We start from the raw sequence: 14,506 nt of genomic DNA, 5'->3' as shown, positions 1-14,506 counted from the left end.
TCCTATAAGTCGTAAAAAGTCATTTCGCTTGTTTCATCCAAAGACAAACCGAATTCATCGTTGTAATAGCGTTCATTCAGATAATAAATGCCCGAACCTTCAATGGTTTCATACAGGGCGTTTTCTTTTTGCAATTTATCCCAAACGTTGGGGAAAACGTTCACGCTGTAACGCTGAGCTTTTTGCAAAGTGCGGTGCATTTCTTTCGGATCCCATTCGCCACAGAGTTTGGCAATGAGTTCCGCACCTTCGCCATACGGCACAATCACGGCCTGTGTCGGTGCGTCTATGGCTTGGAAAACGCGCCCTGCACTTTTGAAGGATTGCATCAACAGTGGCAACAGTTTGCTTCTTTTATTGTTTTTTTCGCCATAAGGATTCAGTGCGTTATCGCTCAACCAATCCAGCAGTGAACCTGTTGTGCTGTTTTTGACGGAATATGACATTTCATCGCTGCGCTGGTAAAAATAGTATTCAAAATAGCGCTTCATTGCTTCTGGCTGCAAAATATCCTGTCCGGCAAAATCGTGAAACACACGTTCGGCATAGGTTTTGCCTGCCTGAATATCAGGCAAGAATCGAGTGAAATCAGTTTCTTGCAGATTCAATACATAAACCTGCCCTTTACCTTCTTTCTCCCCATGCCGGTTACAACGTCCTGCCGCTTGGGCGATGCTGTCCAACCCGCCTAAAGTGCGAATCACACAAGCCATAGAAATATCCACACCTGCTTCAATGAGTTGGGTACTGATGCAAACAACGGGTTGTTTGTTTTCCAGACGAGCTTTGATGGTGTCAAAAATCGCTTTTCGGTGCGCCGCGCATTGGTTGGTGCTGAGATGGAATAAGGCTTCAGACGGTACGTTTTGCGCCTTGCAATATTGATAAAGCTCTTGCGCCCATTTTTTTGTATTGACAATAAATAGACAGCTTTGGGTCGTCTGAAACTGTTTCAGCAAAAATGTGCCTGCTTCTTCTACATTCCAGCCTCCCACTTTTTCGTTAAATTGGATTTCTACTCGGGATAACTCATCAAATAATTTATCCAAATCCTGATGTTTACCCATGATTTCAGCATCTTCTGACAGCCTTAATAAACCGCGTGAAGCAATGCTTTCCCTTTTATCTTCAGGGAAATTCCGCAAACCCGATTCACCGAGCAGAGGCTGCGTCGCCGTACACAAAACCGCCGTGCTTTTGCCAAATGTCGTCAGCCAATTCAATACGTTGCAAAATAAATGCACGCATTTCACGGGCAGTGTTTGGATTTCGTCAAAAATCAGCACCGCATTTGTCATCGGATGGATATGGCGTGCGCCGCGCGTGCCGCCGCCGAACCATGCGTCCAAAAACTGCACCATCGTGGTAAATACAATGGGCTTATCCCAGTTTTCAGACAATAATTTGTCCTGCCAGCTTTGTTTTTCAGGTTCTAAATTAGAATGGTGTTCGAGCACCCAATCTTCACCGAGAATTTCGCGCACGGCTTGGGCATTTTGGTCGATGATGGAAGTATAGGGAATGATGTAGATAATGCGGTCGAGATTGTGCTTTTGTGCATGATGTAGAGCGTAGCGCAAACTGGCTAATGTTTTGCCGCCACCGGTCGGTACTGTAAGCGTATAAATACCTTGAGAATCGGCTGCTCTTTTTAAGCAGTCGTCTGAAATTCGACGGCGGATTTCGTCAATAGGATAACGGTTTTCAAAACTCGCCAGATGCGTTTCTAATTTATCAATTGCCGATTGCCAATTAGGTTTTTCCGTCAAGCGGCGGATTTCTTTTTGCGCTACCCGCTCAAAATCCGAACTGTTGATACGGTCGGCATCAATCAGGCAACTAAACAGGAAACGGGTTAGACAGCCGAGATAAAATTCTTTGATTTTGTTATTGGTGGCTTGGTCAGAGAGAATCGGTTTCACTGCATTTAGCAGGCTGCGAATCAGGTTTTCTCCTGCCAATTCATGTGCTTTTTGCCGAACGATTTCATCGGCATTTTGCTCACATTCTGCCAGATGCGTCAGTTCGTCCTCTTTTTCAAACCGTTTTTTCCAAACGGCGTTGCCTCCTCCGTCCAAACAGTCAATCAAACCTTCACCGTGGTGCGAAGCAATGCATAAGCCCAACATTTGTCCGAACAATTCGCCGATACCCAGTTCCGCGCCAAACTTTCTCAATTCGCGGTAAACCCATTGCGCGCCAGCAGTAGAATGGTCTACTTTACTGCCGTTAGGCGTACTTTCTTCATCATCCAAATCAGGGTTAAATAAACCGGTTTCATCGTGGATATATTTTTGGAATTTTCGGGAATATTTGCCAAAATCGTGCATGAGTCCGAGCAGCTCGCCCACTGGTTCTAAATTTAGTTTTCGAGCAAATATTTTTGCAAGTTCTGACGTTTCTACTAAATGGGTTTGAACAGATTGAGGACACTTATCAGTTTGACGAACATGTGCAATAAAAGTAAATTTCATGGCATACAATACTATTACTGTAACTTACCACCAATCATATACTCGCAAATATTCAACTGCAATATAATTTCTTAAATATATTTAAATTACATTTATCCTAACTAAAAAATGCCGTCTGAAACTTTTTCAGACGGCATTGTCATTTATTAACCTTTATAACTTGCTTCTAATATCCTCCACCGCTTTCACTAAAGCCTCGGAAAGCGAAGGATCAAAAGAAGAGTGGCCTGCTTGGACGACTCTCAATTCTGCTTCAGGGAAGGCTTGCGAGAGTTCCCACGCGCTTTGCATCGGGGTGCATAGGTCGTAGCGGCCTTGGACGATGATGGTTGGGATATGGCGAATTTTGTCGATGTTTGCCAAAATAGCCTTATCGCCCTGCAGCCAGCCTTCGTGCACGAAGTAATGGTTTTCCATTCTTGCGATGGCAAGGGAGGCTTGTGGGTCTTCATCTACGTCTTTAGGTTCAAACTGAATAAGGTAGCTTTCCCAGTCTGCCCATGATTTGGCCGCTTTGAGGCGCGTGGCTTCATCTTCGCTGAACAACATTTCATGGTAGGCTTTAATTAGGGCTTGGCGTTTGTTTTCGGCTACGGGGGCAATGAATTTTTGCCATTGAGCCGGATAAATTTGGCTTACGCCGCCTGCTTCATTCAGCCATGCCATTTCAGACGGCCTGCATAGGAAAATACCGCGCAAAACTAAGCCGCTGACGCGCTCGGGATGGGTTTCGGCATAAGTCAGCGACAAAGTGCTGCCCCATGAACCGCCAAAAACCAGCCATTTTTGAATGCCGAGCATTTCGCGTACTTTTTCAATATCGGCAACCAAATCCCATGTGGTGTTGTCTTCAATACAGGCATAGGGTTTGGAGCGTCCGCAACCGCGTTGGTCGATAATAACGATGCGGAAATGCTCTGGGTTGAAAAAGCCGCGACAGGCCGGTGATGCACCTGCTCCGGGGCCACCATGTAGGAAAATCACGGGGTGGCCATCAGGATTACCTGATTCTTCCCAGTAGATCTCGTGAATGTCGGATACGCGCAAAAGGCCGCTATTTCGTGGTTCTTGAATCGGATGCATAAGCTTTCTCCTTTGTCTGATGAATATGTTGATTGTAACACTTTACCTGCTGATTTTTCAGACGGCCTACATAGGTTTATCGCGACAAATGGCGTAAAATAGCACTTTTTTGACAGGATTTTTTATGACTGACAACAAACAAACACATGCGGCACCCGAAGGCCAACTTTTATTACGTACGGTAGCCATGCCGCGCGATACCAATCCTAATCAGGACATCTTCGGCGGCTGGATTATGTCGCAAATGGATCTGGGCGGCGGTATTTTGGCGGCAGAAATCGCACAGGGACGAATTGTAACCGTGGCTGTTCAAGAAATGAATTTCATCAGACCGGTAAAGGTCGGCAACGTCGTGTGCTGCTACGGTCATTGCGTCCGTGTAGGCAATACTTCTTTGCAACTGAAAATCGAAGTGTGGGTGAAGACTTTGATGAACGATATGGTAACGGAAGACCGCCAATTGGTCACCGAAGCCGTGTTCACTTACGTCGCCATCGATGCACAAGGCAATCCGCGCCCTATTCCTCGCGAAGGCAATGCAAAGCTGGCACATTTGTAAGTTTAAAAATTCAAAACAAGGCCGTCTGAAACCTCAACGTTCAGACGGCCTTTTTGAATATGGAGACAAAATGTAATAATATTTCTTTTGAGCTAAAGCAAGGCGAAGTATCTGTTTTTTAGGTTTAATTCAGGCTGATTGATAAGACAAAGACCGTACACCGGCTCCCTATAACACTACTCTACCGCGACAGTTTGTACCACCTTTAAAACAACGTTTCCTCCTCAACCCACTTTAAGGAACATCATGGCTTCGCGCGATTTATACCCACAGGAAATTTTACAGGTTGTTCTCGACAAAAGCTGCGCCAAAGCACAATCCAGCATCCCCACACTGGCAATCTTGAGCGTTTTGGCCGGCGGATACATCGGCTTCGGTTATCTTGCCTATTTAAAAGTAGTCAGCGGCATTCCGCACGAATGGGGCGGAGTTGCGACTTTACTTGGTGCCGCCGTGTTCCCAATCGCTTTGATTTGTATCCTGCTTGGTGGCGGCGAGCTGGTAACCAGCAACATGATGATCATGTCTTTAGGCAGATTGGCCGGACGGATTTCCTCCAAAATGCTGCTGCGCAACTGGGTTATCGTCTGCATGGGCAATTTGGTGGGGACGCTGGCAATGGCTTTTTTCCTCGGATACTATGTCGGCATGATTGAAGGTAACGTGGCAGAAAAAACCATTGCCGTGGCGGAAGCAAAAGTCCATATGGATTTCGGCCGCGCTTTTGTATCAGCAGTCGCATGTAACTGGATGGTCTGCATGGGCGCGTGGTTGCACTTTGCCGCCAAAAACACAACCGGACGAATGCTGGCCATTTGGTTCCCCGTCATGATTTTCGTATTAAACGGCTTTCAACACCTTGTCGCCAATATGTTCGTTATCCCCGCAGGTATTTTGGCAGGCGCAAACATCACTTGGGGGCAGTTTTTCTTCAACATGATTCCCGTATTCCTGGGCAATGTCGTCGGTGGCGCATCCTTTGTCGGCGCGTCTTATCTTTATACTTATAAAGACACGCTGAAAGATAGTACCGAATAGTCCTGCTTTATAATAAACAACAAAACCTGCTTTGAGAAAGCAGGTTTTGTTTTACCGTTATTTTTCAGACAGCCTTTACCATAATGCTACCCTACAAGGTTGCAAAATTGTTTTTAGCTGAATAGCCTATTCTGAAGTAAACAATACCTCTCTTAATTGCTCAAAAGAATCAACTACATCATACTGTACTTTCGTGCCATAAGCATTTTGTTTTTTGTTTAACTCATCGAAAAACTTACGTGCAGATTTAATTTTGTTGTGCTCCTGTTCACGTAGTTGACTAGTATCTACGCTCCCCTTAGTCTCAGCAACAAAGTAAATTTGCTTCACTTGATTTCCATCAAAGGCAATTGCCCAGTCTGGATTATATGCACCAAATGGCGTTGGGATTTGAAAACGGTTTGGCAACTTAGCATATACTACAACCTCTTTAGCACCATCCAAAGCAAGGGCAAACTCACGCTCAATTTTTGAATCTGTCGCAGCATATTCAAAGACATGTTTTTCTAGCTTAAGTGCATCACGAGAAACCTCATTACTAATAAATATGTCATTCTGTTCGTAACGCTGTTCAGTCAAACTGTACTCTAAATGCTGTAACAGCATTTGTGCTTGTTGCTGATTAATAATCAAGCTGAGTTCACGGATAAACGCTTCCGGATTATGCTTAAACTGACTAAAAACAGCAGCATTAATACTTTGTAATATACGCGCAACAGTTTTCCGTGTTAAATTAGTCTGTTCAGCAATTTCGCCTAGTAAATCATATTTTACTGAGGAATGAACGGATATATTCGCTTGTAGCCTCTCAGTTTGTACTTTACCGAAAGCCTGTTTGCTCTCTAAAGCCTCCAAAGAAATCTCATCTTTTTGCGTGCTACCGGATACAGTATAACTTAAAGTTTCTACAAATTTGTTATTTCGATCATGTGCGACTTTATCAACTTCCTTCGCAACATCTTTAATTAATTTCTCACTATCCAATGCAATCTTGAATACAGCTTTCTGATTGATTTTACTCCATAGATCTTGAAATTCTTTACGGCTTAAGTTTTCTGGATTAATCGGATTCGGCTGATTTTTATTAGCATTTTCTGTCATACTTTCAACCGATTTCGGATCAAAAATGCTGTTAATCAGATTAAATATAGATTCCCGAAATGGTTGTAAATTTTCAGGTATTTCTGCCAGTGTACCAGTATCTTTGGCTTCATGATAAGCAGGAAGGATATGATCGTTATCATCGATATAATCATTGCGCGTTAGATATTTATGAATCTGTTTTGCCTCTTCCAAAGAAATAATTTTCTTGGTGCCGTCTGAAAGTGTAAAAGTTTTATCTTTGAAATACTCAGGCGTTGCTTGGGTTGGGCGCGATTGCAAGCTTTCACGTATTTCCGTTTGCAACTTACTAACAAAGTCCTTATAGCTTTCATTGGTTACAACAGTCAGATTATTCAACTTATGTACTTCACTAATTACACCAAAATAATTCGCATCCATACGCTCGCCTTTACTGTTGACAGCTAAACGCAAGCCTCGGCCAACTTCTTGGCGACGTGAAATACTGTTATCCGAATGTTTAAGCGTACAAATCACAAACACATTCGGATTGTCCCAGCCCTCTCGCAAGGCAGAATGCGAGAAAATAAAGCGTGTCGGTTCTTCAAAAGACAATAAGCGCTCTTTGTCTTTTAAAATTAAATCATAAGCATCACTATCATTGGATAGTTGCTCTTCTTTATTATCAATGCTCGGGTCAGCAAAATGCTTGGTTTTCTTATCAACTGCAAAATAACCATTATGCGTTTTATCTACATCGATACTGCGTAAATAATCACAATATGGGTCTTCTTCCAAATCTAAAACGGCCAGACGGTGTGCCACTTGAGCTTCATATTCGCGCTTAAAGATTTCCGCATATTCACCATTGAGTGCTGTACCATTTTCATCGTACACACGATATTTAGCCACTTCATCGATAAAGAATAAGCTCAACACCTTAATACCCAAGTGAAATAAGGCGTGCTCTTTATCCAAATGAGCACGTATGGTTTCGCGGATTTGGATGGTACGCATGGTTTTTTCATCAACGTTGCCCAAAGCCTCGCCGATATAAATCTTTTTACCATTTTCAAACTCCACGAAACCCGCGCGCGCATCAATTTCCACTACCACATAGCGGTCGGCATATTGCTCGGCATTATTCGACAACGTATACAAATTATCGCCTTTTTGCACTTTACGCGTTTGCCGTCTGAAACCCTTTTGCGTTTCTACCTCAATTTCCAAATGCGCTACTGGTGCAGATTTAGAAACAGAGATATTTTCCAGATACAGATACTCGTGCGTGCCAGATAAACCCTTAACCTCAATACCTTTTACGCTGATTTTTTTTACCAATTTCTGATTGTAAGCATCCAGCGCATCCAAGCGATGGACCAAATTATATTGACGCTTATGAGTAGCAGAATAACGTAATATAAACAGAGGTTTAAAGTTTGATAATGATTCCAGCGTTTTATCTGCCTGCATTTTTTGCGGCTCGTCCAAAATCAAAATCGGGCGGTTTTTCGCAATCACATCAATCGGGCGGCGTGATTGGAATTCATCCAATTCTTCATAAATGCGGCGATTGTCTTTACCTGTCGCATTAAATGCCTGCACATTGATGATCATCACGCTGATGTCAGCGGTTGAACTGAAGCTGTCGAGATTATGCAAGGACTTGGAATCGTAGATAAAAAAGCGCGCTTTTTTGCCGTATTGTTCTTGGAAGTGCCCCGCCATCATTGACATGCTTTTGGCTACGCCTTCACGAATCGCAATACTCGGCACCACAATAATAAACTTGCTCCAACCATATTGCTTATTCAATTCAAACATCGTGCGGATATAGCAATAAGTTTTACCCGTACCTGTTTCCATTTCCACATCAAGATTGAGCGGACTGGAAGTCAGGTTACGTTTTTTACCTTTATCTTTATCTTCAGTTACCAATGTCAATGATTTATTCAAACCCGAGGCCGTCTGAACCGCTTGAATATTGTTCAACACCAAATCCATATCCTGAATCGGCGCATTGGCAAAACCCTGTTCGCTCAAGATCTCCTGTTTTTCAGACGGCCTATCAAACAAGGCCGTCTGAATGTCGGAAGTGACCGGTTTTTGCACACCCAAATCACGGCGGTAGCTTAGTCCCATACTTTTAGGCTGCCCTTTAAAACATTGCACCACAGCCTGAACCGCATTTTCCTGATATTTGAGGGACTTGAATTTAATTTCCATTTTTCACTCAGCCTTCTTAGATAAACTTCACGTCTGTTTCAGGCGATAATTGTTTGAACCATTCCTTGATATTGGTTTTATCCGCATCTTGACTGATGGCATATTCAACAGAAACGAATTTTTGCGGCGTTTCAGCGGCTACAGCTTGAATAACAGCTTCATTCAATTCATCAAAACAAGCCGCCAGCGCATAGCCAAGCGAAGATTTTTCGCCGACAAAATAGACTTTTTTACCGTCCACATCTCGCTCTTGAATCGGCAGTGACAGTGGCAAGCCCCAATCCAACATCACTTGGAACAACAAATCTTCGCCGCTTCGGTCTTCTTTAATATGCGACACCATATCCAATAAATCCGATTGTGATACCTCGTCAGGGCGGTAATACATCTCTTTCATATTGGTCGAATCCACTTTCAACACGCGGAAACCGCCATCCCAATTTTCAGGTAGCTTATCAGCAAAATCGGCGCGGATTTTAGCGGCAGCACGGCGGATACGCTCTTTGGAAATCTCAGCAATGGTATGTGGTTTAGATATTTCATCCAAGAATTTAATAGCTTGTTTAGCTTGCTGCTTTGCTTTATCTGTAGTAGCGTGACTTAGATCTATTACTTCGGGAAGTTGCACCATAATAAAATGACGATTGCCTCCATCTTCAGCATTAAATTGCATGACAGCATGGGCGGTTGTTGCTGATCCTGCGAAGAAATCTAGGATTAGGTCATTCTGATTTGTTACTAAACTTAACAAGCGCTTTATAAGCTTAAGAGGTTTTTTACCATTCTTAAATGGTACGCCACCTTCATTATCTAAACCCGTTGTCTTTATATCCTTCCAAAAATCCCCTATGTTCACCTGTAAATATTCATCCGCAAATAATATTTTGCTCCTTGGTAAATCTGATTCATGGTTAAAATCTGTTCTAATGAAATACATTTTATTTTTGGATGTAATAATAGAAAAAGCTTCTCCCTCAACGCAACCTGATAATTTAATCTCTTTAGCTTGTTGCAATGCTCCTCCAGTCATTGTAACAAACTGAATGATTCTATAAGCATTTTTAAATAACCATTCCTCATTCAACTCTTTTCCCGTTTCATCCTTACAAATTTGGCTAGCTGCAGCAAAGCTACACTTAGATAGAATTTTATTTACTTCTACGATATCATGCTTACTTCTGTTTTCATTATCGGCAATAATTTTTATTTTTTCTAATTCATCTTTATTAATACCAAGAATAACTGTTTTATATTCACTATCCCATTCAGACTTATTTTCCATAATAGGAGTAATAGAAATATTATCTGATTTTTTAAAGCATAAAATATATTCTTTTAATTTTGGAATCCGTTTTTTAACGTGAGCCATCTTAACCCCTGTTGCTTCGGACAATTTGACAGATATGGTAGTCAAGAAATGCTGTCTACCAAATATTTCATCACACATCCGCTTTAAGTTTGCCTGCTCATTATCATCACAAGAAATAAAAATTACCCCATCATCTACTAATAAGTTCCGTGCAAGTTTTAGACGACTGTACATCATAGAAAGCCAATCGGAATGAAAACGGCCATTGTTTTCGGTATTGGCAATCAGGTGGTTACCTTCTTCATCAAATTGCTGCGAACGGACAAAAAATTCCTCACTACTTTCGGCAAAATCATCGTTGTAAATAAAATCTTCGCCTGTATTATAAGGCGGATCGATATAAATCATTTTGACTTTGCCAAGATAGTTTTCCTGCAAAAGTTTGAGCGCGTCTAAATTGTCGCCTTCGATAAATAGGTTTTCTGTGGTATCGAAATTGACGCTTTCTTCGCGGCTTGGACGCAAGGTTTTGGCTATTGGCGCGTTGGCGGCAAGTATGGCTTCTTTTTTGCCCACCCAATCCAAGCGGTATCTCTCTTGCTCGCCTTCGACAATTACGTCGGATAATTCTTGACGCAACAAATCAAAATCCACCACTTGTTTCAGACGACCTTGTTCATCACGGCTTTCACTAATGCAGTTGGGAAACAGTGTGGCGATTTTCGCGATGTTGTCTTCGGTTAAATCTAGGCTGTGCATTTTAAGTTTGCTTGTCATGATGGTTTTCCTTGAATTTTTTGCGGTTACTTGAATTGGTTTAATGTTTGTTCTAAATGTGCCAACTGCTGATTAAGCTCAGCTTGGCGGTTGAATTGCTTTTCTTTTTTGATTCGACTTTTGAGTTGGTCGATTTGTTTTTGTAACTGCTGATGCTCTTGCGCCTGAATCAATCGTTGCTGAATATTTTCAGACGGCATGATATTGGCGTTGGCAGACAACGGTAATAATCGGTCGATTAAATGGGCGTATAAATCGCTGAGTTTAAGATAAAACGGCAACGGTTGACGGCTTGTATCAGCTGGTAGGCCGTCTGAAAAATAATATCGGTCCTGCACACTTTTATTGCCATCCGCCAGGCTAATCCGCTTATAGGCAGCAGCCACTGTAATTTTGTTGTGGTATTCTATTTCAAAAATAATTGGGCTAGGGATTTGTTTATCGATATAGTGCAATATGCTTTCGCTGATTTGCGGTACGCGTGCCTGTATGTGGAAAATTTGAAATTCAGGAAGTTTTTCATCAACCTGAAGATTGAGTGTGGCGGCAGACAATTTAAATTGCCAAGTAATCCTCTCAATTTCGTCGATAAATAGCTGCTCGATGGCTGCACCTCCTTTTCCTTGTTGATAAAGGCGGTTTTTGGGAATATTGGTACCGACATAAGCATTGTGCGGATATTGGTAAAGTTTCATTTGCTTACTTCTTCTATCACGATAAAACCAATCAGTTCAAAATCATTGCTGCCTGCGGTATCGTTTTCTAAGGCTGTTGTTTGGTGGGAGGAAAACAGGCTGTCTAAATCGCTTTCGATCTTACGGTTTTGAATCGCAGCCACTGATTTTTCAAGCAAATCAGAATAGTGTTTCATATTACGCCCATCTTTGGTTCTCTTATTAAATGAATGATAAGCTGAAGGGATTGGTTCGCCATGAGGTCGGCAGATTTTACGCATAATGTCTAAAATATGCTTGGCTTCGGTATAATTTTGAATAATCTCGCCATCGGTACTGATATAGGTTAAAAAATAAGGATGTATACGGTTGTTTGGGTTACGTTCAGTTTGTCCTTTACGGCTACGCAGGGCAAAAATCACGCCGGGTAATAATCCTAATTCGGTATCGGCAGGCACTACAGCATGCAAACCAAATGGCAAGCGCTTGATTTGCGGATTAGCTTCTAGATAATTGTGCAGATCTATACGGAAATCGTTTAAACCTAAATCAGTAATGGATACGCCACCATTGGCATCTTCCAAATCCAATACTTCTTCTTGTAGGCGTTTTAATTGTTCACGGCGATAGGCCATGTCGTTGGATTGTGCGCTGAGTACGTTATCATCGCCTGTACCTGCCATATCAGCAATTACCATGCGACTTTCCACCCGCTCACGTAACTTAATATAATCATCTAAGCTAATATCAGGCCAATAATTTACTAACTGAATAACACTATTCTGTGAACCAATTCGATCAATTCGTCCAAATCGTTGAATAATCCGTACAGGGTTCCAATGAATGTCATAATTGATTAAATAATCACAATCTTGTAAATTTTGACCTTCGGATATACAGTCAGTGGCAATTAATAAGTCAATCTCTCGCTGCTCACTCGGAAAGATATCTGCTTTTTGCTTAGATATAGGTGAAAATAAAGTCAGTAAGCCCTGCATATCATAACCTGCACGATTGTTTGGCATGGTTTTAATGGTGGACTGGTTACTGGTGCCTGTAATTTTTGCGCTGTGAATGCCATGCGTTACCAACATCTCTTCTGCCAAGTTTTGATACAGGTAATCTGCAGTATCAGCAAAGGCCGTAAAGACGATAATTTTACGGTTGCCTTCATTTATTGGCTGGGCAAGCTTATGGGCAATTTGCTGTTTTAAATGTTGTAATTTAGCGTCCCTCTCATAAGTAACAGAAACAATGGTTTGTAATAGATTATCTACAATATCCAAATCACCTTGTAAATCTTGAGCCCAAGACAAGGTATCCATATCAGCTAAATTGATTTTTAATCGTTTTCCAATGTAGTCTTCGCTACTACCTTCTTCACCCTCAGCCAATTCAACAGCTAAATTATTATCAATATCCCATTCGCTATTGGTTTTGTTTTTATTGAAGTCTTCTATTCGTTTCAAGACACTGGTAATTTGGTCGCGGATAGTAGTTAGAGTCAATCGAAAAGCATGTATAGAGCTTTCCAAGCGCTTCAGTAAATTAGTTGTCATCAAGGCTTGCAAGCTGCGCTCACGGTCGGCTTGAGTAAAATGTCCACCTCGGCCGGTACGAGTATCAAATTTTTCTTCATATTTTTTCTGCTTACTTGGCAGAATGTAGTTTACAGGTGCGTAAACAGACATACGTATAGAAGATAATTGCTGATAAATTTGATTTAAATCGATGCTATCATCCGTTGCAATACCACATTGATAGGATATTGGCTTTAAACGTGTTGGAAATGTACCTATGCTGCTTGTATCGTAATAGGTTTGGATGTGTTTTCGTGAGCGGGCAATGGTTACGCTATCTAACAATTTAAAGAAATCCAAATCCAACATTTTTAAAATTGCCTGGGTATTACGCTTTTCAGGAGGCAATTTACTCCATAAATTAAATTGTGCTTGTGCGCGGCGAAATATGGTTTCAATGTCGTATTGTGTATTGATCTTACTTTCTAAATTGCCAGACTCACCTTCATAAGCTAAAGCAAGCTGGTTTTTCAAATCTGTAAAGCGGTTATTTACCGGTGTAGCAGACAACATCAAGACTTTAGTTTTCACGCCTTGTTGAATTACCTGATCCATTAACCGATCATAACGGGTTTTCCGATATTTAAATGTGTCACGATTACGGAAATTATGCGATTCATCAATCACAACCAAATCATAATTGCTCCAATTGATTTTACTTAAATCAACGCCATTACTTATGCCCGAATCTCTCGATAAATCGGTATGAAACAATACATCATAGTTAAACCGATCTTTAGCAAAAGGATTGGTAATTAAATTTGCATTATAATTTGTCCAATTAGCTACTAATTTTTTCGGACAAAGTACTAAAACACTTTTATTACGTAATTCATAATATTTGATTACTGCCAGTGCTGTAAAAGTCTTCCCTAGACCCACACTATCAGCCAAAATACAACCATTGTAATTTTCTAATTTATTAATAATGCCGATAGCTGCATCTTTTTGAAAGTTATACAGCTGTTTCCATACCTGCGTTTCTTGATATCCAGTTCTATCGTTAGGCATAACATCTTCATTTATATCATTAAGAAACTCTTTGAAGATATTATATAAAATTAAAAAATAAATACGATTAGGCGCATTTTCTTCATAAACTGATTCAATATGACGAATGACCTCCTCCGTCACATTTTCTAATTTGCTTTCGTCCTGCCAAATTTGTTCAAAAAGGTTAAGATACTGCTGGCTAAAAGGCAGATCATCAATACAACTTACAATATTCCCAATAGCATTACCCTGCTCTATACCCAATCCAACAGGTGTAAACCCTTGTGATTGTAAATAAATAATTGCTTCATTAGGCGATGACTCTACTGCAATTAAATCTTGCATAAATGCACTGGTCTTATTCGACTTAAACTGGACTTTTTTGCGTATCCATTCCGCACACTCATGAGCAATAGCTTTTTGCATTAATTTATTTTTTAAATGAATTTCAAATTCTGTACCATATAATTTGTTTTCTCGATTATTCTGCTCAATCGTAAACTCACGGATTTCCTTTTTTTCTTGAGAGGCTGCTTGCTCAGGAACAAAAGTGGGAGACGTAAAAATAAAGCGCAACTCCTCAATATTTTCTAGTTCCTCTTTTAAATAAGAATAAGCATAGATAGAGAAAATAGATGAAGCAATACTAATTTTAGACTCTAAACCAATATTTCCTTTTAAATCCTCACCCAACAATTGATTAATATTATCTATAACCTTCATTCTCTATC

At 41.0% G+C, this 14,506-nt stretch carries 8 protein-coding genes; 2 read left to right on the top strand and 6 right to left on the bottom strand.

The window, feature by feature from the left end; translation table 11 throughout:
* Nucleotides 1-2: 2 nt before the first annotated feature.
* Together cas3 and pip are read right to left on the bottom strand one after the other, a co-directional pair.
* Complete coding sequence (gene cas3, locus ACTHSP_RS00875; RefSeq protein WP_440345461.1) at nucleotides 3-2,474, bottom strand: CRISPR-associated helicase Cas3'; 2,472 nt, start codon at nucleotides 2,472-2,474, stop codon at nucleotides 3-5.
* Nucleotides 2,475-2,627: 153 nt separating this feature from the next.
* Nucleotides 2,628-3,557: a prolyl aminopeptidase gene (gene pip, locus ACTHSP_RS00870; RefSeq protein WP_314513810.1), complete on the bottom strand. Its 930-nt coding sequence runs from the start codon at nucleotides 3,555-3,557 to the stop codon at nucleotides 2,628-2,630.
* Nucleotides 3,558-3,681: 124 nt separating this feature from the next.
* On the opposite strand from pip, the gene yciA reads away from it, so the two are divergent.
* Together yciA and ACTHSP_RS00860 are read left to right on the top strand one after the other, a co-directional pair.
* Entirely contained in the window at nucleotides 3,682-4,116 is a 435-nt protein-coding gene (yciA, locus tag ACTHSP_RS00865; protein WP_004520760.1) for an acyl-CoA thioester hydrolase YciA, read from the top strand.
* A gap of 246 nt (nucleotides 4,117-4,362) precedes the next feature.
* Nucleotides 4,363-5,154 carry a formate/nitrite transporter family protein gene (locus tag ACTHSP_RS00860; RefSeq protein ID WP_440345460.1) on the top strand — a complete coding sequence of 264 codons (792 nt, stop codon included), beginning with the start codon at nucleotides 4,363-4,365 and terminating at the stop codon, nucleotides 5,152-5,154.
* Nucleotides 5,155-5,280: 126 nt separating this feature from the next.
* On the opposite strand, the gene ACTHSP_RS00855 is transcribed toward ACTHSP_RS00860, so the two are convergent.
* The 4 genes from ACTHSP_RS00855 to ACTHSP_RS00840 are packed head-to-tail and all read right to left on the bottom strand — an operon-like array spanning nucleotide 5,281 to nucleotide 14,498.
* Nucleotides 5,281-8,442, bottom strand: coding sequence for a type III restriction-modification system endonuclease (locus ACTHSP_RS00855; RefSeq protein WP_440345459.1), 3,162 nt, complete (start codon nucleotides 8,440-8,442; stop codon nucleotides 5,281-5,283).
* A gap of 16 nt (nucleotides 8,443-8,458) precedes the next feature.
* Complete coding sequence (locus tag ACTHSP_RS00850; protein WP_440345458.1) at nucleotides 8,459-10,528, bottom strand: site-specific DNA-methyltransferase; 2,070 nt, start codon at nucleotides 10,526-10,528, stop codon at nucleotides 8,459-8,461.
* Between the two features lie 26 nt (nucleotides 10,529-10,554).
* The gene (locus ACTHSP_RS00845; RefSeq protein ID WP_440345457.1) at nucleotides 10,555-11,223 is read right to left on the bottom strand and encodes a DUF4391 domain-containing protein; all 669 of its coding nucleotides are present in this window, start codon (nucleotides 11,221-11,223) and stop codon (nucleotides 10,555-10,557) included.
* On the bottom strand, nucleotides 11,220-14,498 hold the full coding sequence (locus ACTHSP_RS00840; RefSeq protein WP_440345456.1) for a helicase-related protein: 3,279 nt from the start codon (nucleotides 14,496-14,498) through the stop codon (nucleotides 11,220-11,222). Before ACTHSP_RS00840 ends, ACTHSP_RS00845 begins: the two co-directional genes overlap by 4 nt.
* Between the last annotated feature and the right edge of the window lie 8 nt (nucleotides 14,499-14,506).

The sequence above is a fragment of the Neisseria sp. P0001.S005 genome (assembly GCF_051963715.1).
This window is presented reverse-complemented; position numbering and strand designations above follow the sequence as displayed.